The sequence below is a fragment of the Vibrio sp. 2-1-2a genome (assembly GCF_032648565.1).
GTDB lineage: Bacteria > Pseudomonadota > Gammaproteobacteria > Enterobacterales > Vibrionaceae > Vibrio > Vibrio diabolicus.
In genome coordinates, this window is record NZ_WBOH01000001.1 from 746,084 (window position 1) to 770,720 (window position 24,637).

The following is a 24,637-nucleotide window of genomic DNA, read 5'->3' on the forward strand; positions in this document are numbered from 1 at the left end:
AGGTTGGGAAATCCAAGAAAAAGGGCTCCATCCGGAGCCCTATTATTATTTGCTGTTAAGATTATGCGTTAGCGGCATTAAACTCAACTATTTGACGTCGATAAGACGCTAAACGGTCTGGCGTCATTAAGTTACGCTGGTCATCAAGAACGTTGCCACCTAAATCATCAGCAATTTGCTGCGCAGTTCGGAGCATTAAGTTGAAGTTCTGTTCAGCCTCGCCATAACAAGGCAATGTCATGAAGAATGAAATACCCTTCGTTGTAAACTCAGCAGGATCAGCATGCTCAAACGTACCAGGGTGCATCATATTAGCGACGCTAAACAACACTTTGCCGTTACCGGACAAGTCGACATGACGGTGGAAAATATCCATCTCGCCATAAATTAAGCCGTTTTGTTGCATACTTTCAAATAAAGCAGTACCAACAAATGGCTCTTCACCCGCACAGTGCACATTCAATACAATCACTTGCATTTCAGGTTCTGGCTTTGGCTCTTCCTTAGGCTCTGCAACGACAGGCTCACTAACCGTTTCGACTTGCTGTTCTTTCTCAGTAATATCAAACGCGGCGGGAATAGCTTCTTCTTCCACAGCAAGCTGGAATGGCTCTTCAGCTACTGGTGCTTGAACAACAGGCTCAACGTCCTCTTCTTTATCTTTTTCTGCAACAAATGAAGGGATGTCATCTGGCTCCTGCTGCGTCTGTTTTACTTCAGAAGGACCACCGAATAACGGGTCAGATTCAAACTTGTTGTCGAAAGAACTCGCCATCCCAAAATCTGGCTCTTTGCGATCTTTACGAATGATCTCAAAGTCATCTTCAGGAGCGGGAGCGAAGTCTCGTTCTTTCTCGACAAGATCATTTTTGTCCCCTTGGTCAACATCCAGCTTACCAAGCGGCTTGTTACCAAACTTTGCTTTGCCTTCTTTTTTACTGCTCCACAAACCATGAAACAGCAATGCCGCGATGGCTAATGCGCCAACAACAATGAGTACGAATCGCAATTCCTGCATTATTTACTCTCAATATACTTGTTTTTACTACTCGCAGTTCCTTGAGCAGCAACCCAAGTGCAATAAATCTGAATGATACGTTTACTTTACCAAAACTATATGTAGATTTAGAACAACTTAATGCAAGAAGTTCCGTTTTTTGTTGTGATTCTTGCCACGATTCCACTTAACAAGACGTCATTTGTCAGGGCATTGAAAGAAAAGTCCTCACAGGTACAATGAGTTTTCATTTACACGAAGCCAAAATAGACATGAAGCAAAACAATCAGCAGAGAACCGGGTTCGGTTATTTTCTATACGGGATACAATTGGCACTTGCCCCTAAAATCAGGCGCTTTGTCATCTTACCTCTACTTGCAAATATCTTGCTTGTAGGTGGTGCCATCTTCTATCTATTTTCAAACCTTAATATATGGATAGAAGGTTGGATTGGGCAGCTGCCTGAGTTTTTATCCTGGTTAACTTACATTCTTTGGCCTTTACTCGCTCTGACGATACTCGCTACCTTCTCCTATTTTTTCAGCACGCTCGCGAACTTTATCGCCGCGCCATTCAATGGCCTCTTAGCTGAAAAAGTGGAAGAGTACTTAACGGGACAAAAAGTAAATGATGATGGATTCACTGCCGTTCTGAAAGATGTTCCTCGCGTTTTAGCTCGTGAATGGAGAAAGCTGCTTTACATCTTACCTAAAGCAATAGGCCTATTCCTATTATTGCTCATCCCTGCCCTTGGGCAAACAGTAGGCCCATTTTTATGGTTTATTTTTACCGCTTGGATGCTCGCGATTCAATATTGTGACTACCCGTTTGATAACCATAAAATCCCATTTAACGACATGCGTTACAAATTGAAACAAAAGCAAGGTAAGGCCTATGGCTTTGGGGTATTGGTGTCTGTGTTTACGACGATCCCAATTTTGAACCTCATTGTCATGCCTGTAGCAATATGTGGCGCAACCGCTATGTGGGTGGCGGAGTTTAAGCACCAACGATAGTCGATTAGAGATTAAGGAAAGGGATCAGCGCCAGCTTTTCCCTTTTCTTTTATCAAGTTCTGGGCCAACCTAATAAGATATAACTTTTTAATCCTTTTCCCTTTTTTTCATACCGCATATTCTTCTATCCATATTCACACAACGTGTAATGAAGGAACATCACTATGAGCAAAATCTACGAAGATAACTCTCTTACTATCGGTAATACACCTCTCGTTCGTCTAAACAAAGTAAGCAAAGGCAAAGTTCTCGCGAAAATTGAAGCGCGTAACCCTAGCTTCAGTGTTAAGTGCCGTATCGGTGCAAACATGATTTGGGAAGCAGAGAAAGCGGGGCTTCTTAAGCCAGGTGTAGAGCTTGTAGAACCTACCAGTGGTAACACAGGTGTTGCTCTAGCATTCGTAGCGGCCGCTCGCGGTTACAAGCTAACATTGACCATGCCTGAATCAATGAGCCTAGAACGCCGTAAGCTACTTAAAGCACTGGGCGCTAACCTTGAGCTGACTGAAGCGGCGAAAGGCATGAAAGGGGCGATTGCTAAAGCAGAAGAAATCGTAGCAAGCAACCCTGAGAAGTACCTACTTCTTCAACAATTTGACAACCCTGCGAACCCAGAGATCCACGAAAAGACTACGGGCCCTGAGATTTGGGAAGCGACAGACGGTGAAATCGACGTATTCGTTGCTGGTGTCGGTACGGGCGGTACTATCACAGGTACAAGCCGTTACATCAAAGGTGAAAAAGGCAAAGCCATCACTTCTGTCGCAGTTGAGCCAGCAGAGTCTCCAGTTATTGCACAAGCACTTGCTGGAGAAGAAATCCAACCTGCTCCGCACAAAATCCAAGGTATCGGTGCTGGTTTTATCCCAGGTAACCTCGATTTAGACATTATTGACCGTGTTGAGCAAGTCACCTCAGAAGAAGCGATTGAGATGGCTCGTCGCCTAATGGAAGAAGAGGGTATCCTAGCTGGCATCTCATCTGGCGCGGCTGTTGTTGCAGCCAACCGACTTGCAGAACTCCCTGAATTTGAAGGAAAAACAATTGTAACCGTTCTACCAAGTTCAGGTGAGCGTTACCTAAGTACAGCACTCTTTGCAGGTATCTTTACCGAAAAAGAGAACCAACAATAATATGTGTTCAAATCAATTTTTAGTTTAAAAAAGCCCCGTTTAGGGGCTTTTTTGTTGATCCCTGCCCTACCTTTGGTAATATCAGGGTGTTTTATTTCTAGCTTCAAAATAAAGAAGCAGAACACAAAAAGGTTTCAAAGTGATTACGCACGCAAACAGTTGCGTAGTTACCAAACTTTTGACTAGTATCAGAACTGACGCGCTTTGAACTCTTCCCGTGCTAGCGCACAAGATGTAAAGCAGTTAAGCTAAAATCTAGTCACAAACTAACAAAAAAATACATTTATTGGGGTATATCACATGTACGAGAAGCAAGTAGAAATCACAGCAGAAAACGGCCTTCACACTCGTCCAGCTGCACAGTTTGTTAAAGAAGCAAAAGCATTCGACGCAGACATCACTGTGACTTCTAACGGTAAAAGCGCTAGCGCTAAGAGCCTATTCAAACTACAAACACTAGGCCTAGTAAAAGGTACTCAAGTAACTATTTCTGCTGAAGGCCCACAAGCTCAGCAAGCAGTTGACCACCTAGTTGCTCTAATGGACCAACTACACTAATCCGGTCTCCTACTCCAGAAGCCATTTTGTGAAAGCAAAATGGCTTCGTTGGAAATAGGCTCAAAACTAAGCTAAAACTATTCGTTAGCGCACCCATTATTCTCCCGTTTTATAAAGTTGACCAAACTTAAGGTAAGGCTATGATTTCAGGCATCCTAGCATCTCCTGGTATTGCAATCGGTAAAGCACTACTACTTCAAGAAGATGAAATTGTCCTAAACACAAACACTATTTCTGACGATCAAGTAGAAGCTGAAGTTCAGCGTTTCTTCGACGCTCGTAACAAATCTGCAGCTCAGCTAGAAACTATCAAGCAAAAAGCGCTTGAAACGTTTGGTGAAGAAAAAGAAGCGATCTTTGAAGGTCACATTATGCTTCTTGAAGACGAAGAGCTAGAAGAAGAGATCCTAGCACTTATCAAAAACGACAAGATGACAGCGGATCACGCTATCCACTCAGTTATCGAAGAGCAAGCATGTGCTCTTGAGTCACTAGATGACGAATACCTAAAAGAACGTGCAACTGACATCCGCGATATCGGTTCTCGTTTTGTGAAAAACGCACTGGGTATCAACATTGTTTCGCTTAGCGACATCAATGAAGAAGTTATCCTAGTTGCTTACGACCTAACGCCATCTGAAACGGCACAAATTAACCTAGACTACGTACTTGGTTTTGCTTGTGATATCGGCGGTCGTACATCTCACACTTCAATCATGGCTCGCTCTCTTGAGCTTCCAGCTATCGTTGGTACTAACGACATCACGAAAAAAGTTAAGAATGGCGATATGCTGATTCTTGACGCGATGAACAACAAGATTGTTGTTAACCCATCAGAAGCTGAACTAGAAGAAGCGAAAGCGGTTAAAGCGGCATTCCTAGCTGAAAAAGAAGAGCTAGCGAAACTGAAAGACCTGCACGCAGAAACGACTGACGGTCACCGTGTAGAAGTTTGCGGTAACATCGGTACAGTGAAAGACTGTGACGGTATCCTCCGTAACGGCGGTGAAGGTGTTGGTCTGTACCGTACTGAATTCCTATTTATGGACCGTACTGCGCTACCAACTGAAGAAGAACAGTACCAAGCGTACAAAGAAGTTGCAGAAGCAATGAACGGTCAAGCTGTGATCATCCGTACTATGGATATCGGCGGCGATAAAGATCTCCCATACATGGATCTTCCAAAAGAGATGAACCCATTCCTAGGCTGGCGCGCTGTACGTATCAGCCTGGATCGTCGTGAAATCCTTCGTGATCAGCTACGTGGCATCCTACGTGCGTCTGCACACGGTAAACTGCGTATCATGTTCCCAATGATCATCTCTGTCGAAGAAATCCGTGAGCTTAAGAAAGCGATCGAAGAGTACAAAGAAGAGCTACGCGCTGAAGGCCACGCATTCGACGAAAACATCGAAATCGGTGTTATGGTTGAAACTCCTGCTGCCGCAGCGATCGCACACCACTTAGCGAAAGAAGTATCTTTCTTCTCTATCGGTACAAACGACCTAACTCAGTACACGCTAGCGGTAGACCGTGGTAACGAGATGATCTCTCATCTTTACAACCCACTATCACCAGCAGTACTAACCGTGATCAAGCAAGTTATCGACGCTTCTCACGCAGAAGGTAAATGGACTGGTATGTGTGGTGAGCTTGCAGGTGACGAGCGTGCAACGCTTCTACTTCTAGGTATGGGTCTGGACGAGTTCTCAATGAGCGGCATTTCAATCCCTAAAGTGAAGAAAGTAGTTCGTAACTCTAACTTCGCAGAAGTGAAAGCAATGGCTGAAGAAGCCCTTTCTTTACCAACAGCTGCAGAAATCGAAGCAGTGGTAGAAAAGTTTATTGCTGAGAAAGCTCAGTAATCGGTAGTACCAAGTAATTCAATACTTAATGGCCATTAGACGGCGAAAAAAGTCGTCTAATGCGCTATATTGGTATACTATAATTCGACAGAATAAAACCAAACCTTAGGAGCATGACACAATGGGTCTGTTTGACAAACTTAAGAAGCTTGTATCTGATGACAGCGCTGACGCTGGTGCTATCGAAATCATCGCGCCACTTTCTGGTGAGATTGTAAACATCGAAGACGTGCCAGATGTTGTTTTCGCTGAGAAAATCGTTGGTGACGGTATTGCTATCAAGCCAGCAGGCAACAAAATGGTAGCTCCTGTAAACGGTACTATCGGTAAGATCTTCGAAACTAACCACGCATTCTCTATCGAGTCTGACGACGGTGTTGAGCTTTTCGTTCACTTCGGTATCGACACAGTTGAACTAAAAGGCGAAGGCTTCACGCGTATCGCTGAAGAAGGTCAAACTGTTAAAGCTGGCGACACTGTAATTGAATTCGATCTAGCTCTTCTAGAAGAGAAAGCGAAGTCAACGCTAACTCCAGTTGTTATCTCTAACATGGACGAAATCAAAGAGCTGAACAAGCTTTCTGGTTCTGTGACTGTTGGTGAAACTCCAGTTCTACGTGTAACTAAGTAATTTTTACTTAGCCGAACACGAAAAAACGCTGCCATTGGCAGCGTTTTTTATTACCTGAAGTTTATGCTTTCTTACCAGATTCAACTGAGTAGACCAAGTGCCGAACTCGGCCTTTGTTTTGCCTGAGCCAATAACGCAGTTGTCGCATCTTGGAGCACTTGAGAACGCACCATTTCCGTAGATTCTCTTGCGAAGTCTGTATCTCTTATTCGACTCTTGGATTCCGTAACACTCCGATTCACGGTATTTAAGTTATACACCGAACCATTTACACGGTTCTGAAAGCTGCCAATTTCACTTCGGTGCGAATCAACGTACTTAATTGCTGCATCAATCACCCCAATTGAAAACTGCGCCTTACCAGCCGTCGACATATCGATGTCATCCATTGTGACTGATTGACCGGTGCTTATATCAAGCTCATCCGCTAAACTGCCTTCTAGATGCACGCCCTCTGGCGCAATCATCGTAGAGGCAAAGAATTGCAGCTCATTATTTTCCGTTACTGAGGCACTCACTAGCGATTGTTGAGCATTGATGTAAGTGGCGACCTGTTCTATGCGATCACCCAATTTGAGCCCAATGGATTCCGTTTGGGTTTGCCCTTTACTGTCTTGGTATTCGACTTTTAGAGTTTGGTTATCTTTAGTGACTCGCCAATCTTTATCGACCGCATCACCAACATAATGCTGCCCTCCCATCTCTGGGATATGGCTACGCATATTACGTAACGTCAAAGAGATTGAGTTAGCGTTCGCTCCAATATGGAAACTTTGTGAACCGTAAGATCCATCAAACAGGTTTTTATCCGCAAATGTCGTTGTGATCGCGACACGATCAAGCTCATCCTGCAGCGCTACGACCTCGTATTGGATGCTTTGTCGGTCACTGGTATCGTTACTACCATTTGCCGCTTGAAGCCCTAGAGAGCGTAAACGTTGCAAAATATCACTGCTCTCATGTAACGCGCCTTCCGCGGTTTGCGCGACCGAATAAGCATCGTGCGCATTTCTTAAGGCGACATCAAGCCCTCTCGTTTGCACATGGAGAGTATTGGATATCTGTAAACCTGCCGCATCATCACTCGCCGAGTTAATTCGAAAACCAGAAGTGAGGTTCCGTTGTGACTCGACGTTTTGCGCTGCCGCTTGACTCAGGTGTCTCTGCGCCACCATCGCGGCAACATTGGTATTTAAAGAGACCATCTAATCGATATGAGTGCCTTGTCGAACATCCTGTTGGGACGCATCTAAATCGTTATAGCCGATAAGCAAAAAAGCCAGGGATGAGCCTGGCTTTTGTATCTTGTCTTATTAAGGTGATTAACCTAGCAGACTTAGCGCTGAGTTTGGCGCTTGTTTCGCTTGCGCAAGGATTGAGCTTGACGCTTGCGATAGAATTTGTGACTTGGTCATTTGAGTCGTTTCTTTCGCGAAGTCAGTATCTTTGATACGGCTCTTCGACGCGTTCACGTTCTCGTTGATGTTATCCAAGTTACTGATTGCATGGTTGAAACGGTTCTGGAATGCACCCAGCTCTGCGCGGTGGCTGTCTACGTATTTCAGTGCCGCATCGATGATAGCCACAGATTCTTGTGCGCCACCAACTGAGGTTACGTCGATAGTATCTACCGTTACTTTTTTACCTTCGCCCAAACCTAGCTCGCCAGATAGGCCGCCTGAAAACTCGACTTCGCCTTCGACTTTGTTGTTGCCAGCAAAGATTTGCAGTTTACCGTCTTGGTCCACTGAGGCTTTCACTAGGTCAGTTTGACCGTTAATGTAAGTCGCAAGCTCTTCGATATCATCACCCGCTTTTGCGCTGATGTTGATTTCTTGCTCTTGACCGTAGCTGTCCGTTAGGTTGATTTTTAGGTCGTTCTTACCTTCAGCAACGTTCCAGTCTTTACCTTTACCACTTTCAGCTTGGTAGCTCACACCGCCCATCATTTTGTTGTCTGAACGCATGTCTTTTAGCTCAAGCATCACTGCTTCACCGTTATCCGCACCGATTTGGAACGATTTCGCACCGTGTGTGCCGTTTAGTAGCTTGTTACCACCGAAAGACGTGGTTTCTGCGATACGGTTTAGTTCGTCGTTTAGCGCGGTCACTTCTTCTTGAATCGCCACACGCTCTGATTTCGAGTTTGAGCCGTTTGCTGATTGTAGAGACAAGTCACGCATACGTTGAAGAATGTTAGTGGTCTCGTTCATTGCACCTTCAGCGGTTTGTGCAATTGAGATACCGTCGTTCGCGTTGCGAACCGCCACATCCAGGCCACGGCTTTGTACGTTCAAACGGTTCGAGATTTGTAGACCCGCAGCGTCATCTTTTGCGCTGTTGATTTTGAACCCCGAAGACAAACGCTCCATAGAGGTTTGTTGAGCTGAGTTTGCGTTGTTTAGGTAACGCTGAGCCGTCATCGCTGATACGTTAGTGTTTACATTCACTGCCATGGTGATTTCTCCAATTGATTTTCCGGTATAGCGGTTTCCGACGTCTCGGAAAACCAAGTAGTTCTCTCAAAGTTACCCCTATTAACGACACCAAATTCAGAAGCTTTAGAAAAAATTTTAAAAAAATAACATTGCGAGATTTGGCTAAAAAAATTGAAGAAAAGTAAGAAAAAGTGCTCAAGTTTCCACAAATCGAGCCGAGTGGGCCAAATTGTATAGAAAATCAGCAAAAGGAAACAATTGAAGGTAAGTTCGCAGACGATAGACGTGAGAATTAGAAAAGAAAAAGCCCCTTTTCCTTTGAGAGAACTGGGGCTAGGTTGGTCGCCAGAGCCTATGTGGAGATCAAGAGAAATGAACACATTTCCGGCATACCGAGTGCAACTTTACATTGAAAATGATTGGCAGGTGAGAGATGAGAGAGCCGCTCATTCTATTATAAAGTTGCTTGCCAAAAGCCTGCATTCCCATCCACGTCTGAATGTATTGAGTACAGGCTAAGTAAACTACTGCAATAGTGACATTGCGGAGTTTGGCAACTGTTTCGCTTGAGCAAGAATCGATGTACCTGCTTGTTGCAAAATTTGTGCTTTGGTCATTTGCGTGGTTTCTTTCGCAAAGTCCGTGTCTTTAATTCGGCTGTTCGACGCGTCAACGTTTTCTTGGATGTTTGCCAAGTTGTTGATGCTGTGACTCAGACGGTTTTGCTTCGCACCCAGATCCGCACGTTGTGAATCCACGTATTTCAGTGCCGAATCCAGCACAGAGATAGCGTTTTGAGAACCTTGTACGGTTGTCATATCAATATCTTGTACTGATGTTCTAAGAGGTTCATCGCTCAAACCAAGCTCAGACGCCAATCCACCCGAAATTGAAATTTCACCCTGAACGTTTGGATGTGCAACAAAAACTTGTAACTTGCCATCTTCACTTACAGACGCGTTGATCATATCAGACTGACCATTAATGTACGTTGCAAGCTCTTCGATGTCGTCACCTGCTTTTGCATTAATGTTGATTTCTAGATCATCGACATTGCCGTCTTCGTCTTCACCCATACCTGGCAAAGTGATTTTTAGATCCGATTTAGCTGGGTCAACGCCCCAATCTTTATCTTTACCGTTTTCCGATAAGAAGGTCACACCGCCCATGCGAGTATCGTCCGCACGAATGCTGGTTAGCCCCATAATCATTGCTTCACCTGAGCTCGCACCAATCTGGAATGCCGCTTCACCGAATGAGCCGTTCAATAGACGACGGCCACCGAATGACGTGGTTTCTGCGATACGGTTTAGCTCGTCAATCAATGCCATTGACTCTTCGTTGATCGCCTGACGCTCAGCCGGAGAGTTAGTACCGTTCGATGATTGAATAGCAAGGTCACGCATACGTTGCATGACAGATGTTGCCTCATTCATCGCACCTTCAGCGGTTTGTGCAATCGAGATACCATCGTTCGCGTTACGCATTGCGACATCTAGACCACGAGACTGTGCAGTTAAGCGGTTAGAGATCTGTAGACCTGCCGCATCATCTTTTGCACTGTTAATCTTATGTCCTGAAGATAAGCGCTCCATCGACGTATTTAATTCGTCAGTCGCTTTGTTTAGGTAACGCTGCGCGGTCATCGCGGAGACGTTAGTACTAACTGTTACAGCCATTTTGCTCTCCTTTTGAGTTCGCAAGCTTTTGCGAAGCGGCCAGCTTTACTCTCATTTGGATAAGCACTGACCGTAAAAATTACTTGCTAAATCTGCCTTAAACGCAGGGTTTAGAATCTCTAAATCTGTTCTGATATTTTCAATACAATTTGTGTGCCAACTTATAAAATTTATTTCACCGCCTTTAAAAGAAGCACATAAACAATAAGTTAGCGTTATCACTAAACCATTTCCGGATAATGAGGCTCATCTTGCTTCATGGATATTGACCGCTACTTTGTTGCCGCCCGACTTGCCTCTTGCGTCATTGCCGCTTTGGGTAAAATCGTGCCGCATAGCATGACTCTCAATTTACGTCGATTTATCGCACTTAAGGCTTTGCACATAAGGCATCAAAAATCAGACAGTGTGTCTTAAGTCAGACTAAATATAGTTAAACAACGTTAGATCTTTGGTCTTACCGAATGCTTGTTGCGATGCCTGTAACGCTCGTGAGTTTTCACTGAACTCGATAACGGCTTTAGAGTAATCCAAATCCTCAAAGTTGCTCTTCGCTTTCGCCAGAGACAAATTAAAGTCTTCGTGGTTTTGCTCTTGGATATCGAGCGTGCTCAATCGAGCGCCCGCATCAGTACGCGCTTTATTCAAATGGATAAAAGCAGCGTGAAATTCTTCTGTCATTTGGTGCAATTTGGCGGTCGCCGACGTATCCGACACCGATTTATCTGACCACGCCATTGCATCCTTGAAGGTATCGAAAATGCTGAACTCTGCCCGCTTTTCGATCTCGATGCTATCGCCAGGCGTAATTTGACCTTTTACGTGCACTTTCAGGCCTTTGTACTCAATGCCTTTTTCTGGAGAAAACTCATCGGCATCCACGACTTTACCGTTACGCTCTAGTTGGTAACCAAATTTGCCGTTGTTCATATCGACAAATGTCACGCGATACGCGGCATCATCCTTCGTATCAACGTTAGTGGCTCTGTTTAATAGCAACTCAGAACCGTTTTGTAGATCGTAATTCGGCTGATAGTCGCCAAATGGGTTTGGTATCTCCATAAACAGCTTGCTGCCAGGATCGTTCATTGGCATCTCAAGCATGCTGGAGACTTTCATTTTGCGCTGGTAATCGTCTCCAGCGTACTGAACACTACCGTCTTTATCGCGATAGAATGGTTGGCTTTTTGGCTTAGTGCCAGCAAACACGTAGTTACCAGATTCATCTTGCGAGTTCACTAAGTTAAGGAAGTTGTTCGCAATCTCTTCTAGCTCACGCTTCTTTGCTTGTCGGTCTTCCGCAGAAAACGCACCGTTAATCATCTCCATCGTTAAACGCTTCGACTCGTCGGCAAAATTCTCCGCATTGGCGATATTAACTTCGTGGTTTTCTAGACGATTACGCACCAACACTATCGAGCTAAGATATTGTTGTAGCTGTTCTTGTTGCTGACTAATATTTTGAATGTAATGCGACGCAAGGGGATCGTCGCTAGGTTTCAGTAACTTTTTCCCTGAAGCAAGTTGCTCTTGGTTATGGTGAACCTTATTCTCTTGACGACGCAAATCATTTTGTACGGACTGATAGTTATGGAAACTAGAAATTCGGGTTAGCACTTATCTCTTCTCCTTACCTCAGTTGTAAAATGGTATTGAAGGTATCATTCGCCGCTTGCATCACACGTGATGAAGCCATGTACGCTTGTTGAAACTTCATCATGTTGGCCGCTTCTTCATCGAGGTTAACGCCAGAGATAGAAGCAACGCGCTCTTGTGCCGCCTCATGTTCTAAGCGAGCGACAGAGGCTAATCGGTTTGCTGTAGAAGATTTCAATCCGACTTCGGTATTGAGGTTGTGATAAACATCAATCAAAGTACTGGATTTTCCGTCCATCATCTTATCTGTTTGGATCTTCTGCATTTTTCTCAAGTTGCCATTACCACCTTCCGAAGGCACCAAGTTAGCGGTGAACTTGTCATTCATCAGCGCACCTTCGCTCAGCTCAAATACAGTCGCATCGCCGTTTTTATACAGCGGATGACTTTTCGGCACTGAGATTTCAATCATCGGGTTATCTTTGTCTAGCGGGTATGAGTATTTGTCCGATAGCAAATTGCCTTTGTTGTCCGTGATCTTTAACCATGGCTTATCATGTTTCTCGTCGGCTGGTTGTACGGTGACCTCAAATTCTTTGACATCTCCCGCCTCACGAATTTTGAACTTGGCATTACCTTGAGCAAAAGTGGTTGAAGCTTCATAACTTTGCGCGGCAATGGCTTTTGCATCATTGGTTTCCATCTTGATGATGGCTGCGCCACTTCGTGTTGGGCGCAACAATACGCGCTCACCAGCGACAAGACCTTCACCAATTTGCACTTTCATACCATCCAGAACAAACGAAGAATCCGATTGATCAATGTTCAACGACATTTGCTCACCTTTCGGTGTTGTCACGCTATACTGGTCGCCATCATAACGTAGCGAATATTCGCCACCTTTGATCGCTGAGATATCATCAATGTAAACCGCAACATCAGCCTGAGAGTCAGGCGCAGCAAAAACTCGAGATTTTGCCACCAGCTCAGAGTTCACGTCGGTAAATACGTCTTTACCTATCTTACCGTTAAGATCCAGACCTTGAGATTGCAGCTGATTAATTTTGTAGGAAAATCCCGTCGCTAAACGGCCCATTTCATCCTGAAGTTGTGGAATGTGTTTGTCGCGCATTTCAAGCAAGGCACCGATTTTGCCATCCATGTCGTCAGACTTGATCGCTTTAATGCCATCTCCTTCCACCATTGCTAATCGTCTTTGGTGAACATCAGGATAGCCGTCAATCATTTTGAGCTGGCTCGCTTCCGTGCCCGAAACTAGCGTGTGTCCATTGCCGATGTGAACATTAAACCCTTCCGCATTTTTGCGTGGGGTTACGGTTACTTTGGTGTACTCAGATAGCTCAGTAACCAGCTTTTCATGCTGGTCCATCAAATCATTGTGTGGACCGGGTGTGCGCATCATTAACCGATGCACATCGCGGATTTCCAACGCAAGTTGGTTCACGCGTTCAATGCCCATATCCAATTTTTTATTGGTCACATCAGATTGCAATCGCACGGTTTCATGGAAGTCATTTAATGTATCAGAGAAGATTTTCGCCTTTTCCAATACCACTTTCCGTGCCCCCAAATCGTTCGGGGTATCTGCCATGGTTTTGACCGCATCGAACCACTCGTTCAAGTTCTCTGGAATTTTCTTCGATGCAACTGAGCTCAACATGCTAGAGAGCATATCAAGATTGTCTTGGGTATCCGTTTTGTTGGCATTGTTGGTTGACGACAAGTTCAGTTCATTCACGGCAAACTGATCCCACGAGCGGCGAACATTTTCCACATGCACACCCATGCCGTAGGTAGAACCACCAAACATGCGCGGATCATTCGTACCTTGGATAACAGACTGGCGGCTATAACCCTCTGTATTAACATTAGAAATGTTATGACCAGTGGTGTTTAATTGTCTCTGAGCAGTAAGCACACTTTGAGTACCTACATTCAGAAGATCTGACGCCATACATGCCCCCAAAAACGAAATAAAATCGGCAAAACCGATCACCTAGACACATCAAAGCAAAAGGTGTGCCAAATAAAATAGAGGTGTGAATATTCAGAAAAAGTAAAGGCTTGCACTGTGGCAAGCCTTCGAAAACAACATGAACTGGCGAAGAGTAAATTACATACTTTCGATTTTCTGCTTCACCTGCAGGACTTTGTCTGCATAATTCGGATCGGTCGCGTAACCCGCGCTGTGGATGCCGCGAATGAACGACTCTGAATTCCCTCGCTGTTGCAATGCCGTCTCGTAACGTGGGTTGTCATTTAAAAAGCGCACAAAGTCATTAAAGCTGTCTTCGTAATTTGAGTAGGCGCGAAACGCTGCCGTCTCTTTCACTGGCGTATTATCGTGGAACTCTAGCGTTTGAGTCGTCACTTTGTCACCCTGCCAACTTCGATCTGCTTTGATGTTAAATAAGTTGTTGCTGCTGCCACGCTCGTTCTTCACGACCTTTTGTCCCCACCCGGTTTCCAAAGCCGCTTGCGCAAGTAGCAGAGATGGCTCGACACCTAGGGCTTTCGCGGCTTTCTCCGCGTATGGCTTCATCGAGTTGACAAAAGATTCTGGCGAATCGAATCGAGTTGGTTCATTGCTTGGTCGAGATAGCTGACCAGATTCAATCAAGCGCTGTTCAATCTCACGCGCTTTTTTCGGGTCAACACGACGATATTCCACGGCATTATTTGCCGCATCACGCATTGCCGTTTCACTCTTGTCGTTACCTTGCCCAGCAGTTAATTGCTTAACAATCATATCGGCCAAGCCCATTGAACCAGACGAACTGAGCTCACTCGCCATCTGCTCATCCAGCATTTGTCGGTAGAACTTCTCGTTCTGGCTGTTCATCATGTTGGACTCAAAGCCCTCATTGGCTTCTCGCATGGATTTCAACATCATGGAGGTGAAAATAGATTCGAACTGACGAGCCGCTGCACGCAGTGCTTCTTGCTCGCCATCTTTACCTTCTTTCACTGCTTTTTGACGCAGGGTATCCAGCGAACTGATGTCATGAATAAAACCAATGTCGTTAGGATTGTTCATTATACCTACCTCCTAACCATTAAATGATGATCAACTGGCCTTCAATGGCACCAGCTTGTTTCAATGCTTGCAAGATAGCCATCAAATCCGACGGCGCTGCGCCGACTTGGTTAACGGCACGGACCAAATCATCCAACGTTAAGCCTGGCTCGAACTTAAACATCTTGCCCTGCTCTTCGCTAACTTCGATATCCGAGTCTGGCACGACAACGGTTTGCCCACCAGAAAAGCCGTTAGGTTGGCTAACATTCAGGTTTTCTTTGATTGCGACCGTCATTCCGCCATGGGTTACCGCAGCAGGTTTAAGGCGAACATGTTTACCAACTACGATGGTACCCGTGCGAGAGTTAACGATGATTTTGGCTGCGCCATCTGCTGGGTCGAATTCTAGGTTTTCAATTGCCGATAAGAACGCCACACGCTGGCTGACGTCACGAGGAGCACGCACACGTACCGACGTCGCGTCTACCGCGCTCGCCATTTGTGGGCCAAGGAAGTTGTTTACCGCATCCGCCATACGTTGAGCCGTTGTGAAGTCTGACTCAAGCAAGTTGAACGTGATGTAATCGCCACGACCAAATGGGTTTGGAATTTCTCGCTCTACTGTCGCACCACTAGAGATAAGACCAACGGTTGGATTGTTACCTACGATTTTTGAACCGTCAGCACCTTCAGCGCTGAAGCCGCTCACCACTAAGTTACCTTGAGCAACCGCGTAAACTTGACCATCGAGACCTTTGAGGAACGTTTGCAGTAGCGTACCACCACGCAAACTTTTGGCACTTCCGATGGAAGAGACTGTCACGTCTACTTGCTGACCTGGTTTAGAGAAAGGCGGCAACTCTGCCGTTACCATGACTGCAGCAACGTTTTTAATTTTTGGCTTTGTGCCCGGCGGCATCTGAATGCCGAAGTTTTGCAGCATAGCGGCGAAACTTTGCTCCGTAAACGGGTTCGCTTCGCCTGTGCCAGGTAAGCCTGAAACCAAACCATAACCCACGAGTTGGTTGCTTCGTACACCTGCCACTTGCGCGACGTCTTTGATACGTGCAGCTTGGGCAGCGGTAGCAAACAGAGCAACGCTCATCAGTATTAAAAGGAGTTTTTTCATGCTTACTTATCTCTTGCAGTCAAATTGCCGTCAGCACGGCGTGTTATAGCGCTACATTAAAGAATCGTGCCAAGAAACCCGGCTCTTGCATATCTTGTTGTACACCGGTGCCAGAATACTGAATTCTTGCGTTAGAAACGCGGTTTGATGCAATAGTATTGTCGAAACTAATGTCATCCGGACGAATAGTGCCGCTTAAACGTATGTACTCATCACCCGTATTAAGCGTCATCCATTTTTCTCCACGGATAACGAGGTTGCCATTTGCCAAAACTTCAATCACCTCAACAGTAATGTAACCACTGATGCTGTTACTCTGCTTAGCAGAGGAGTCACCCGCAAATGAGTTTGAGTTATTTAAGTCATAAGAGAAATTGTATTTGCCACCAATTTGCAGCTCTTCCCCGCCCACTTGAAGCGGGTCCATTTGCGCTTCATTGGTTTTCGATAAATCGGCATTGGCGCTTTTCGTGGCGCTGGTTGTCTCATCCAGAGTTACGGTAATAATGTCGCCAATACCACGTGGCTTGGAATCGTCGTAAAGATCGGTAATGTGCTCGGCGCTAAACAGTGAACCTGTTGCAGCAGCATAATGCTCAGGTTTCTTTTTCGGATGAATAGGAGCCCATGCAGGATCACCCGCAACCGGATCGCTTCTGCCACGCAGTGTATCCACGATACCGCTGCTCTCTTCTTTCGATTTATCGCCTTCTACCGCGTCAACCACCGTCGTTGCTTGTGTCACTTCATCCGTTTCAATCGGCTCTAACATGGCACAACCCGACATCGTGGCAATCAAAGCAAGTAGACAAATACGTTTCATCGTGAGCTCCTCAATTCTTGCTCTTAACCGTTATAACTGCTGGTTAACGAAGCTCATCATCTTATCGACTGACGAGATCACTTTTGAGTTCATTTCGTAAACACGCTGGGCTTCGATCATGTTGACCAACTCTTCCGTTACATTCACGTTAGACGCTTCCAGCATGGATTGACGGATTTCACCCAAACCGTCCAAACCAGGAACACCTTCTTGTGGATCGCCACTGGCACCCGTTGGTAAGTAAAGGTTCTGGCCAATTGGCTCTAGGCCACCTGGGTTAACAAAGTCTGTAATGGTTAGCTGACCAACGACTTGGTTGTCTTGCTGACCACGGACGCGAACCGATACTTCACCATCCGTACCGACAGTGATAGAAATCGCATCTTCTGGAATCACAATTTCAGGTTCTACAGGGTAGCCAGAACCCGACGTGACTAACGTGCCTTCACCATTTAACGTGAACTGACCGTTACGGGTGTAACCGATGTTGCCATCCGGCAATGTCACTTGGAAGAAGCCGTCGCCTTCAACCATCATGTCTAGTGCGTTGGTCGTTGTCTGCGCATTACCATGTGTGTGCACTTTTTGCGTCGCAACCACTTTAGAACCCGCACCTAGCATCAAGCCACTCGGAAGCTCAGTGTTCTGAGATGATTGGCCGCCAGGCTGGTTGATGTTCTGATAGAACAAATCTTCGAATACCGCACGGCTCTTTTTGTAGCCCACAGTAGAGGCGTTCGCCAAGTTGTTCGAAATCGTGGCAATGTTGGTTTGTTGGGCGTCTAGACCTGTTTTACTTACCCATAGTGCTGGATGCATAGTGAACCTCTAACTCTGTTAACTCATACGAAGCAGTGAATCTGAAGATTTATCCATCTCTTCAGCAGTGCTCATCATCTTGACTTGCATTTCAAACTGACGCTGTAAGTCAATCAATGCGGTCATTTCACCTACGGCATTCACGTTACTGCCTTCAATCGCTCCTGTCTGGAGGCTAACAGTCGCGTCTGCTTCGTAAGGTTGGTTTGGAGTTTTATGGCGAAATAAGCCATTGGTGTCTTTAAACAAGCTTTGATCATTAGGCTTAACAAGCTTAATGCGATCAACCGCTTGGAATTCTTCTGCCGGGGCACCTTGAGGAAGTACAGAGATGGTGCCATCCCGACCGATTTCAATTTTAGAGAGAGGAATAGGCAAAGTAATCGGCGCATCGTTTTCACCCAGCACCAAATGACCACTTGCGTTGGTAAGCATGCCATTTTGATCGACTTTTAGGTTACCGTTACGGGTCAACCCTTCTTTACCCGTGTGATCGAGTACCGATATCCAGCCGCTGCCTTCAATAGTCACATCCAGATCACGCCCTGTTGTAATCACGCTACCTTGAGCAAAGTTATGCCCTGGACGCTCTGTCATGCTGAACACACGTGAAGGATGGCCTTCACCATAAGCCTGCATTGAGCGAGCCTGTGCTAAATCCGCACGAAACCCTGTCGTGCTTACGTTAGCCAAGTTATTAGCACGCAATTGTAGTGCCTGCATATTTTGCTTGGCCCCACTCATTGCGAGAAACAGTGCGCGATCCATAAATTACTCCAAAAACTTCTCTGTACACGGAGTAAAAGCAATAGTTATGCCAACATGGAATTAGCTTATTTATCAAATATTTAAATAAGAAACAAAAGATTAAGAGGGGTTTCAGTGGCAGAAAACTGCAACAAGGGGCAAGGTTTTGATCCACATGGCGGCAACGGCGGCAAATCAGAGATCAAAGCATGCTTAACCTGAACTGAGGTATTTTCAGGCTAAGCATCAGATGAATGTCATGATGTTATCAAGCCAAGCGGCGAAAGCTCGCCTAACTTGATGATGCAGATTATCGGATCTGCAGGATATTTTGTTGTAGCTGGTTGTGCACTTCTAGCGAACGTGAGTTTGCTTGGAAGTTACGCTGAGCAGAAATCAGGTCCACCAGCTCCTGCGTCATATCAATGTTTGACTGTTCCAGCATACCGTTGTTGATGGTGCCAAAAGAGCCTTTGTTAGATTCACCCCAAATCTTGTCACCAGAGAACTGAGTTGAATCCCATTGCGTACCGCCCTTCTTATCCAGACCTTGCTCGTTTGGAACACGTACTAGCGCGACACGACCCAATGTGACGTTTTCACCGTTTGAGTAAGTCCCCATTACGCTGCCGTTTTCATCGAAGTCAACCTTGGTTAGGAAGCCCGTTGTTGCACCGTCTTCATCGAACTTGGTCAGTTCGAACGGAGCAGCAAACTGTGTTGCCGAGCCTAAACCGAAATTAAGCGTCTGCGCAGGATCGGCACCATTCATATCGACTGGTGTCGTGTTCGTCGCCGGATCGCCCAGTGCCACAGACGTAATTGGCTGACCATTGTTCAAGCTCGCCAACGTACCATCGTTGTTGAACTTCATGGTATGACCCACATGGCCTGTTGGCGTTTGTGCATCACCTGCCGCAACATTTAAAGGCTTTTCACCTTCTTTATCTGTCACGGTGTAGTAAGTGTTCCACGTGTTTGGCTGAGTCTGATCTTTCAAGTAGTACGTCGTTAGCTTGTAAGACTGACCCATCGAGTCATAAATAGTCGAAGAAGTTGAACGGTTGTATGTATCTGGGTCTGAAAAATCAAACTGAGTCGGATCTTTCAAATCGCCGTTAGCTGGCAAGTTCACGCCCACTTCAATGTTTGCTGTTTGCTTTGGCTTACCAAATTCAGCAGGAATATTGATAGGTTGTGGCTCGTATGAAGAAACCTCACCAGAGCTTGGATCCACTTGGTAACCCAATAAGAACTCATCGTTCGCGGTCACCATGTAGTTTTCTTTATTTAAATGGAATGCACCATTACGTGTCAGTTCATTCTGTTGTGGAGTCAGACGCTCCTTCGCCACGGCGAAGAAACCTGTACCCGAAACACGCAGATCCATTGGGTTGTTGGTGTAAATGCTTGAGCCTTCATGGAACTGCTGCGCCACTTGGCTTGCTTGCGCACCACCACCCGGCGTGGTTTTTGCGTTAGTAAATAAAGAGTTAGAGTAAACATCAGCAAACTCAGCACGGGACTCTTTAAAGCCGTACGTGTTGGCGTTCGCAATGTTGTTACTGGTGGTGTTCAAATCCAGTTGTGCGGCGGACAAACCGCTTAAAGATACATATGACATTCCAAAATCTCCTAATCTAGCGAGCTATGACTACGCTTTGCCAACTTCCAATACTTCTGCAAGTCGAACTGGCGATTCAAAACCAGCCAGATTGAGTAATACGTTTCCGTCACCTTTGCCGAGCAATACGCTATTTACGTTGGCATATGTCGATACTGGGAACTCTTGCGACTCCCCTTCAACCAAGCCAGACGCTTTCACTTTGTATTTGCCAGCAGGCAGTGGATTTCCGCTTTCATCTTTACCGTCCCAAAGCACACGCGTGTCGCCGGCTGGTTTCGCCCCTACCTCAAAAGTACGAACCAGTTGGCCAGCTTCATCCTCTACACGAACAAACAGATTATCGATAGATTGTGAAAGCTTAACCATTGCCGCCATTGGCGCGTCGTCCTGCTTCACACCTGCCGCTCCTGGGACCAATACGTCACGTCCTACCAAAGAGGAAGCTTGTAACGCTTGGTTTGATGTCATTGACGAGTTCAAACTCTCAAACTGAGTGTTCATCTTGCCAATGCCATCAACGGTCGCAAATGAAGCCATTTGCGCAATCATCTGGTCATTACTTACCGGCTTAAAAGGGTCCTGTTGAGACAATTGCTTCGTGAGCAATGATAAGAAGTCTTCCTGCTTTAGGTCCTGCTTACCCGTGCTCTCTTCCGTCTTCTTGTTACTCTCTTGTAGACTTTTAAGCTGGTCGATATAGGACAAGCCGCTTTGACCAACGTTGTTAATTCCGGCCATACGCTACCTCCTTATCCTTATTGACCCATCTGCAGCGTACGCAGCAGCATTTGTTTACTAGAATCCGCTACTTGCACATTGGTTTGGTATGCGCGAGAAGCTGAAATCATGTTCGCCATTTCTTCCATTACATTCACGTTCGGCTTGTAGATGTAGCCTTCTTCGTTTGCAAGGGGATGGTCTGGGTTGTACTCCGCACTCAGCGGTTTATCGCTTTCTACAATGCCCATCACTTTCACTGGCACCGTATCACCGCCACGCATGGCGTTACTTAACTCAGCACCAAACACAGCATGGCGCGCTTTATAAGTGTCTTTCGCAGAGCTGCTGACACTGTCGGCGTTCGCCAAGTTGCTTGAGGTAGTGTTCAGACGAACGGATTCAGCGCTCATTGCGGAACCTGTCACATTGAAAACGTTAAATAAGCTCATCTAAATTATTCCCCTTTGATTGCTTTGGTTAAGTTCTTGAATTTGCTGCCTAGAAAGTCGAGTGATGCTTGGTGTCTGATTTGGTTTTGCATAAACAAGTTACGCTCTAAATCCAAATCTACCGTGTTGCCATCACCTGTATCAGGTTGCGTAGGAAGACGATATAGCTTGTCCCCGACCAACGTTGTAGTGGCAGGAATATGCCGACCATCCGTACGACTAAGACCAATGCTTGCCCCAGATGTTGCCGCTTGCAATTCCTTCGCAAAGTCTAAACCTCTTGCTTTGTAACCAGGCGTGTTGGCTTGTGCAATGTTGGTGGAAATCACCTCAGCATTGCGCTCACGTACGCCCACCGTGTGCTGGTGGATGCCTAGTGCATTGTCAAAAGATATAGCCATGTTTGCCTCTACAATTAAGAACTGACCGTGATTGATAACCAAAAAGCAACTATCATGCCAAAAATATAAATCGCTCTATCTACTTAATAGCTATCACCCATTGGAATAGCAATAAGTGAGCCAAAGTGACTGGAATGTCATGTCGTTTCACTTTGTTCACTTAATAAAGATACACCGTGATGAGGGAACAAAGCAAAATCGCGCTTCAATTTAGCAAGTGAAAACGTGGAAACACTCGAAGGCAGGAAACCAGCAAACAAAAAAAGCCTGACACGAGGTCAGGCTTTTTATCAATGAAGAGATACCGCTATTTAAGCTTGTAAATGATACCCGGATTACAGCGCACCATTTCAAATTTATCAGTCAGACCAGTTAGCGACTCTGATGCCCCTAACAGCAGATAACCACCTGGGTTTAAGCTGCTCGCCATTTGGTTAAGCACTTTTGATTTCATTTCCGGTGAGAAGTAAATCAGCACGTTGCGACAAAAAATAATGTCGAACTTACCCATCAGTGCATAACTGTCCATCAAGTTTTGTGGACGAAAGTTCACCAAACGTTTGACGTTGTCTTTGACTTTCATACGGCCACCGTCCGCATTCTCAAAGAAGGTGCGGCGACGTTCTGGTGAAAGTCCGCGCCCTAGAGCCAAATTGTCATACACACCTGCACGACACATTTCAAGCATACTTGCTGAAATGTCTGTTGCTGTAATAGACACGTTTGGTAACAAACCCGGCTTGCGCTGTTGCGTTTCCAGAATCGTCATTGCAATAGAATACGGCTCTTGGCCCGATGAACTGGCTGCAGACCAGATCTTGATTGGGCGCTTGCTTGCCGCTACTTCTGGCAATAATTTGTCAGCTAAAACTGTGAACGGATAAGTATCTCGAAACCACAAGGTTTCGTTAGTCGTCATCGCGTCCACAGCGGCCACTCGTAATTCACGATTGCGCCCTGTAACAACATCACGTAGCAAATCTGATAACGATGCGAGCTTAAACTTCGTCACTAAAGGACTCAGTCGGCTACGCACAAGGTATTGCTTGCTATCACCTAACACGATGCCACATTGCGATTCTAGAAAACGGCTAAAGTCACGATACTCTTGATCACTGATTGTAATAGCAGTCATTAATGTCTCTTTTATTGTGTTAATGCAGATTTAACCGCGTTACCCAATTCATCTGGGTTAAATTTCGCAATGAAGGTATTGGCACCTACACGCTCAACCATAGCCTGGTTGAATACACCACTTAATGAAGAATGGAGGATAACATAAAGGTCTTTCAAATCGGCATGTCTGCGAATTTCAGCCGTTAAGGTATAGCCGTCCATTTCTGGCATTTCAATATCGGAAATAACCAACGAAATTTGATCGTAGATATTGCCTTCTTGAGCCATTTCAATCAACTTATTGTACGCTTCTTTGCCATCTTTGACAGATACGACCTCGAAACCGATTGATGTAATCGCACGCTCTACCTGTTTACGCGCGACAGTCGAGTCATCAGCAATCAATATACGGCGTACAATAGGCTTTTCTTGTTCTGCTTGCGCGATTTCTTCACCGATAGCGGAATCCATCGTTTCATCAACCGGCGCAATCTCTGCCAGGATTTTTTCAACGTCAAGGATTTCAACCAGCTCGTTGTCGATGTTCGTCACTGCGGTCAAGTAGTGCGCTTTACCCGCACCGTCTGGCGGTGGCAAAATCGCTTCCCAATGCATATTGATAATACGCTCAACCGATGATACCAAAAATGCTTGGATCGTACGGTTAAATTCTGCGATAACAACAAAACATTTATCCAGATCAGTGGTTGGGCGGCCACCAATTGCCAGGCTCAAATCAATAACGGACACGGTATGGCCGCGGATATGAGCGATACCTTTTACCAGCGGGTGTAGATTTGGCATTGAAGTCAGCTTAGGGCACTGCAGTACTTCTTTCACTTTGAATACGTTAATGCCGTAGCGCTGTCGGCCCATCAGTCGAAAGGTCAATAATTCCAATCGGTTCTGACCGACGAGTTGCGTACGCTGATTCACCGAGTCAAGAATCCCCGTCATATGCTCATCTCCATCTCAAACTTTTTGTTTTTAAATGATACTCTACCACTGGCAAGCACGATACCAGGGAGACAGTATGGCGTATTTCACTTTCACTTCGACACCATTGACTATGACAATATGTAGAGCGCTAATTACAAAGTACGCTAAGTCTATCGGCATTTTGCTCAGTATGTTTAGCTTTTTTGTTCATTCAGCTTCAGATAATCAGATCGAGCAAATAAAAACGGCAGCAGAACAACATATTCTTGCTACAGTTGATCAGCCTGATGGTGGCGAGCTATCTGTTAATGCGGCAGATATCGACTCGAGAATAAAAGCAACGGATTGCCCAGTGCCCCTAGATACGTCAGCTTCTTCCACCAGCAGTACTCGAAGCAACATCAATGTTCTAGTGGAATGCCCACCTGATGACTGGAAAGTCTATGTGCCTGTAAGGATCTCTGTATCGGTGCCAATGATCGTCGCAACACGAACACTAGGGAGAGGAGAAATCGTCAGCGCATCGGATGTCACCACTTCTATGATCGAGCTGCAGCGCTTTCGCAAAGATGGCTTTTCTAACTACGATCAAGTGGTTGGCGCAAAGCTAAAACGCAACGTTCGCTTAGGTGATGTTGTTGAGCGTAATGATGTCTGTGTCGTTTGCCGGAATGAAAAGGTCACAATTAAAGCGGTGAATTCTGGCATGACAATCACCACGCAAGGCACAGCATTGCAAGATGGTGCGGCTGGCGATCAAGTAAGAGTGAAAAATGATAAGTCACAGCGTATAATAGAAGGCATAGTGACTGGCATTGCGGAAATCACTGTTAATTTTTAACACCGACTGGTAGCGTGTTTAAACTGATCAATAAAAATGCAAAAAATGACTAAAGTTATTTTTGCACTGGTCG

At 45.6% G+C, this 24,637-nt stretch carries 23 protein-coding genes; 6 read left to right on the forward strand and 17 right to left on the reverse strand.

From position 1 onward, the window contains the following. Positions 1–61: 61 nt before the first annotated feature. Positions 62–1,018, reverse strand: a complete 957-nt coding sequence (gene zipA / locus F7Y48_RS03470) for a cell division protein ZipA (RefSeq protein WP_074191002.1) — start codon at positions 1,016–1,018, stop codon at positions 62–64. Positions 1,019–1,269: 251 nt separating this feature from the next. On the opposite strand from zipA, the gene cysZ reads away from it, so the two are divergent. The 5 genes from cysZ (at position 1,270) to crr (ending at position 6,200) form a co-directional block, all read left to right on the forward strand. Continuing rightward, positions 1,270–2,013, forward strand: a complete 744-nt coding sequence (cysZ, locus tag F7Y48_RS03475; RefSeq protein WP_025998633.1) for a sulfate transporter CysZ — start codon at positions 1,270–1,272, stop codon at positions 2,011–2,013. Between the two features lie 164 nt (positions 2,014–2,177). Further along, positions 2,178–3,146 carry a cysteine synthase A gene (gene cysK, locus F7Y48_RS03480; RefSeq protein ID WP_005382045.1) on the forward strand — a complete coding sequence of 323 codons (969 nt, stop codon included), beginning with the start codon at positions 2,178–2,180 and terminating at the stop codon, positions 3,144–3,146. Between the two features lie 300 nt (positions 3,147–3,446). After that, complete coding sequence (locus F7Y48_RS03485) at positions 3,447–3,704, forward strand: HPr family phosphocarrier protein (protein WP_005382043.1); 258 nt, start codon at positions 3,447–3,449, stop codon at positions 3,702–3,704. 140 nt (positions 3,705–3,844) lie between these two features. Further along, on the forward strand, positions 3,845–5,569 hold the full coding sequence (gene ptsI, locus F7Y48_RS03490; protein ID WP_005393100.1) for a phosphoenolpyruvate-protein phosphotransferase PtsI: 1,725 nt from the start codon (positions 3,845–3,847) through the stop codon (positions 5,567–5,569). A gap of 121 nt (positions 5,570–5,690) precedes the next feature. After that, positions 5,691–6,200 (forward strand): PTS glucose transporter subunit IIA, encoded by a 510-nt coding sequence (gene crr, locus F7Y48_RS03495; protein ID WP_005382041.1) that lies wholly within the window; start codon positions 5,691–5,693, stop codon positions 6,198–6,200. Between the two features lie 80 nt (positions 6,201–6,280). Here crr and F7Y48_RS03500 read toward each other — a convergent pair whose 3' ends face one another. The 16 genes from F7Y48_RS03500 to F7Y48_RS03575 all read right to left on the reverse strand — a co-directional run bounded on the left by F7Y48_RS03500 (position 6,281) and on the right by F7Y48_RS03575 (position 23,741). Continuing rightward, positions 6,281–7,405, reverse strand: a complete 1,125-nt coding sequence (locus F7Y48_RS03500) for a flagellin (RefSeq protein ID WP_316681196.1) — start codon at positions 7,403–7,405, stop codon at positions 6,281–6,283. Positions 7,406–7,522: 117 nt separating this feature from the next. Next, positions 7,523–8,656 carry a flagellin gene (locus F7Y48_RS03505; protein ID WP_005393103.1) on the reverse strand — a complete coding sequence of 378 codons (1,134 nt, stop codon included), beginning with the start codon at positions 8,654–8,656 and terminating at the stop codon, positions 7,523–7,525. Between the two features lie 506 nt (positions 8,657–9,162). Then, positions 9,163–10,317 carry a flagellin gene (locus F7Y48_RS03510; protein ID WP_006743025.1) on the reverse strand — a complete coding sequence of 385 codons (1,155 nt, stop codon included), beginning with the start codon at positions 10,315–10,317 and terminating at the stop codon, positions 9,163–9,165. A 423-nt stretch (positions 10,318–10,740) separates the two neighbouring features. Beyond that, positions 10,741–11,934, reverse strand: a complete 1,194-nt coding sequence (gene flgL / locus F7Y48_RS03515; protein ID WP_005393113.1) for a flagellar hook-associated protein FlgL — start codon at positions 11,932–11,934, stop codon at positions 10,741–10,743. A 13-nt stretch (positions 11,935–11,947) separates the two neighbouring features. Further along, positions 11,948–13,888, reverse strand: coding sequence for a flagellar hook-associated protein FlgK (flgK, locus tag F7Y48_RS03520; protein WP_316681201.1), 1,941 nt, complete (start codon positions 13,886–13,888; stop codon positions 11,948–11,950). A 159-nt stretch (positions 13,889–14,047) separates the two neighbouring features. Beyond that, on the reverse strand, positions 14,048–14,974 hold the full coding sequence (gene flgJ / locus F7Y48_RS03525; protein ID WP_316681820.1) for a flagellar assembly peptidoglycan hydrolase FlgJ: 927 nt from the start codon (positions 14,972–14,974) through the stop codon (positions 14,048–14,050). A 16-nt stretch (positions 14,975–14,990) separates the two neighbouring features. Beyond that, a complete protein-coding gene (locus F7Y48_RS03530) occupies positions 14,991–16,082 on the reverse strand; it encodes a flagellar basal body P-ring protein FlgI (protein WP_145532375.1) in 1,092 nt (363 codons plus the stop codon). A 43-nt stretch (positions 16,083–16,125) separates the two neighbouring features. Continuing rightward, a complete protein-coding gene (flgH, locus tag F7Y48_RS03535) occupies positions 16,126–16,905 on the reverse strand; it encodes a flagellar basal body L-ring protein FlgH (protein ID WP_006743029.1) in 780 nt (259 codons plus the stop codon). A 30-nt stretch (positions 16,906–16,935) separates the two neighbouring features. Then, complete coding sequence (gene flgG, locus F7Y48_RS03540; protein ID WP_005382032.1) at positions 16,936–17,724, reverse strand: flagellar basal-body rod protein FlgG; 789 nt, start codon at positions 17,722–17,724, stop codon at positions 16,936–16,938. A gap of 18 nt (positions 17,725–17,742) precedes the next feature. Next, on the reverse strand, positions 17,743–18,492 hold the full coding sequence (flgF, locus tag F7Y48_RS03545; protein ID WP_005382031.1) for a flagellar basal-body rod protein FlgF: 750 nt from the start codon (positions 18,490–18,492) through the stop codon (positions 17,743–17,745). A 289-nt stretch (positions 18,493–18,781) separates the two neighbouring features. Then, complete coding sequence (gene flgE, locus F7Y48_RS03550; RefSeq protein WP_005393123.1) at positions 18,782–20,095, reverse strand: flagellar hook protein FlgE; 1,314 nt, start codon at positions 20,093–20,095, stop codon at positions 18,782–18,784. Between the two features lie 30 nt (positions 20,096–20,125). Beyond that, positions 20,126–20,836 carry a flagellar hook assembly protein FlgD gene (gene flgD / locus F7Y48_RS03555; protein WP_005393125.1) on the reverse strand — a complete coding sequence of 237 codons (711 nt, stop codon included), beginning with the start codon at positions 20,834–20,836 and terminating at the stop codon, positions 20,126–20,128. Between the two features lie 17 nt (positions 20,837–20,853). After that, positions 20,854–21,267 carry a flagellar basal body rod protein FlgC gene (gene flgC, locus F7Y48_RS03560; protein WP_005393132.1) on the reverse strand — a complete coding sequence of 138 codons (414 nt, stop codon included), beginning with the start codon at positions 21,265–21,267 and terminating at the stop codon, positions 20,854–20,856. 5 nt (positions 21,268–21,272) lie between these two features. Next, positions 21,273–21,668, reverse strand: coding sequence for a flagellar basal body rod protein FlgB (flgB, locus tag F7Y48_RS03565; protein WP_005382026.1), 396 nt, complete (start codon positions 21,666–21,668; stop codon positions 21,273–21,275). A gap of 307 nt (positions 21,669–21,975) precedes the next feature. Beyond that, a complete protein-coding gene (locus F7Y48_RS03570; RefSeq protein WP_005382024.1) occupies positions 21,976–22,803 on the reverse strand; it encodes a CheR family methyltransferase in 828 nt (275 codons plus the stop codon). A gap of 11 nt (positions 22,804–22,814) precedes the next feature. Next, a complete protein-coding gene (locus F7Y48_RS03575; protein WP_005382022.1) occupies positions 22,815–23,741 on the reverse strand; it encodes a chemotaxis protein CheV in 927 nt (308 codons plus the stop codon). Between the two features lie 76 nt (positions 23,742–23,817). On the opposite strand from F7Y48_RS03575, the gene flgA reads away from it, so the two are divergent. Next, positions 23,818–24,564 (forward strand): flagellar basal body P-ring formation chaperone FlgA, encoded by a 747-nt coding sequence (gene flgA, locus F7Y48_RS03580; RefSeq protein WP_005393139.1) that lies wholly within the window; start codon positions 23,818–23,820, stop codon positions 24,562–24,564. Positions 24,565–24,637: the final 73 nt, after the last annotated feature.

Excerpts from the sequence above, each read along its gene's own strand:
- zipA (WP_074191002.1), bottom strand. The coding sequence starts at position 1,018 with ATGCAGGAATTGCGATTCGTACTCATTGTTGTTGGCGCATTAGCCATC.
- cysZ (WP_025998633.1), top strand. The coding sequence starts at position 1,270 with ATGAAGCAAAACAATCAGCAGAGAACCGGGTTCGGTTATTTTCTATAC.
- cysK (WP_005382045.1), top strand. The coding sequence starts at position 2,178 with ATGAGCAAAATCTACGAAGATAACTCTCTTACTATCGGTAATACACCT.
- F7Y48_RS03485 (WP_005382043.1), top strand. The coding sequence starts at position 3,447 with ATGTACGAGAAGCAAGTAGAAATCACAGCAGAAAACGGCCTTCACACT.
- ptsI (WP_005393100.1), top strand. The coding sequence starts at position 3,845 with ATGATTTCAGGCATCCTAGCATCTCCTGGTATTGCAATCGGTAAAGCA.
- crr (WP_005382041.1), top strand. The coding sequence starts at position 5,691 with ATGGGTCTGTTTGACAAACTTAAGAAGCTTGTATCTGATGACAGCGCT.
- F7Y48_RS03500 (WP_316681196.1), bottom strand. The coding sequence starts at position 7,405 with ATGGTCTCTTTAAATACCAATGTTGCCGCGATGGTGGCGCAGAGACAC.
- F7Y48_RS03505 (WP_005393103.1), bottom strand. The coding sequence starts at position 8,656 with ATGGCAGTGAATGTAAACACTAACGTATCAGCGATGACGGCTCAGCGT.
- F7Y48_RS03510 (WP_006743025.1), bottom strand. The coding sequence starts at position 10,317 with ATGGCTGTAACAGTTAGTACTAACGTCTCCGCGATGACCGCGCAGCGT.
- flgK (WP_316681201.1), bottom strand. The coding sequence starts at position 13,888 with ATGGCGTCAGATCTTCTGAATGTAGGTACTCAAAGTGTGCTTACTGCT.
- F7Y48_RS03530 (WP_145532375.1), bottom strand. The coding sequence starts at position 16,082 with ATGAAAAAACTCCTTTTAATACTGATGAGCGTTGCTCTGTTTGCTACC.
- flgH (WP_006743029.1), bottom strand. The coding sequence starts at position 16,905 with ATGAAACGTATTTGTCTACTTGCTTTGATTGCCACGATGTCGGGTTGT.
- flgG (WP_005382032.1), bottom strand. The coding sequence starts at position 17,724 with ATGCATCCAGCACTATGGGTAAGTAAAACAGGTCTAGACGCCCAACAA.
- flgF (WP_005382031.1), bottom strand. The coding sequence starts at position 18,492 with ATGGATCGCGCACTGTTTCTCGCAATGAGTGGGGCCAAGCAAAATATG.
- flgE (WP_005393123.1), bottom strand. The coding sequence starts at position 20,095 with ATGTCATATGTATCTTTAAGCGGTTTGTCCGCCGCACAACTGGATTTG.
- flgD (WP_005393125.1), bottom strand. The coding sequence starts at position 20,836 with ATGGCCGGAATTAACAACGTTGGTCAAAGCGGCTTGTCCTATATCGAC.
- flgC (WP_005393132.1), bottom strand. The coding sequence starts at position 21,267 with ATGAGCTTATTTAACGTTTTCAATGTGACAGGTTCCGCAATGAGCGCT.
- flgB (WP_005382026.1), bottom strand. The coding sequence starts at position 21,668 with ATGGCTATATCTTTTGACAATGCACTAGGCATCCACCAGCACACGGTG.
- F7Y48_RS03570 (WP_005382024.1), bottom strand. The coding sequence starts at position 22,803 with ATGACTGCTATTACAATCAGTGATCAAGAGTATCGTGACTTTAGCCGT.
- F7Y48_RS03575 (WP_005382022.1), bottom strand. The coding sequence starts at position 23,741 with ATGACGGGGATTCTTGACTCGGTGAATCAGCGTACGCAACTCGTCGGT.
- flgA (WP_005393139.1), top strand. The coding sequence starts at position 23,818 with ATGGCGTATTTCACTTTCACTTCGACACCATTGACTATGACAATATGT.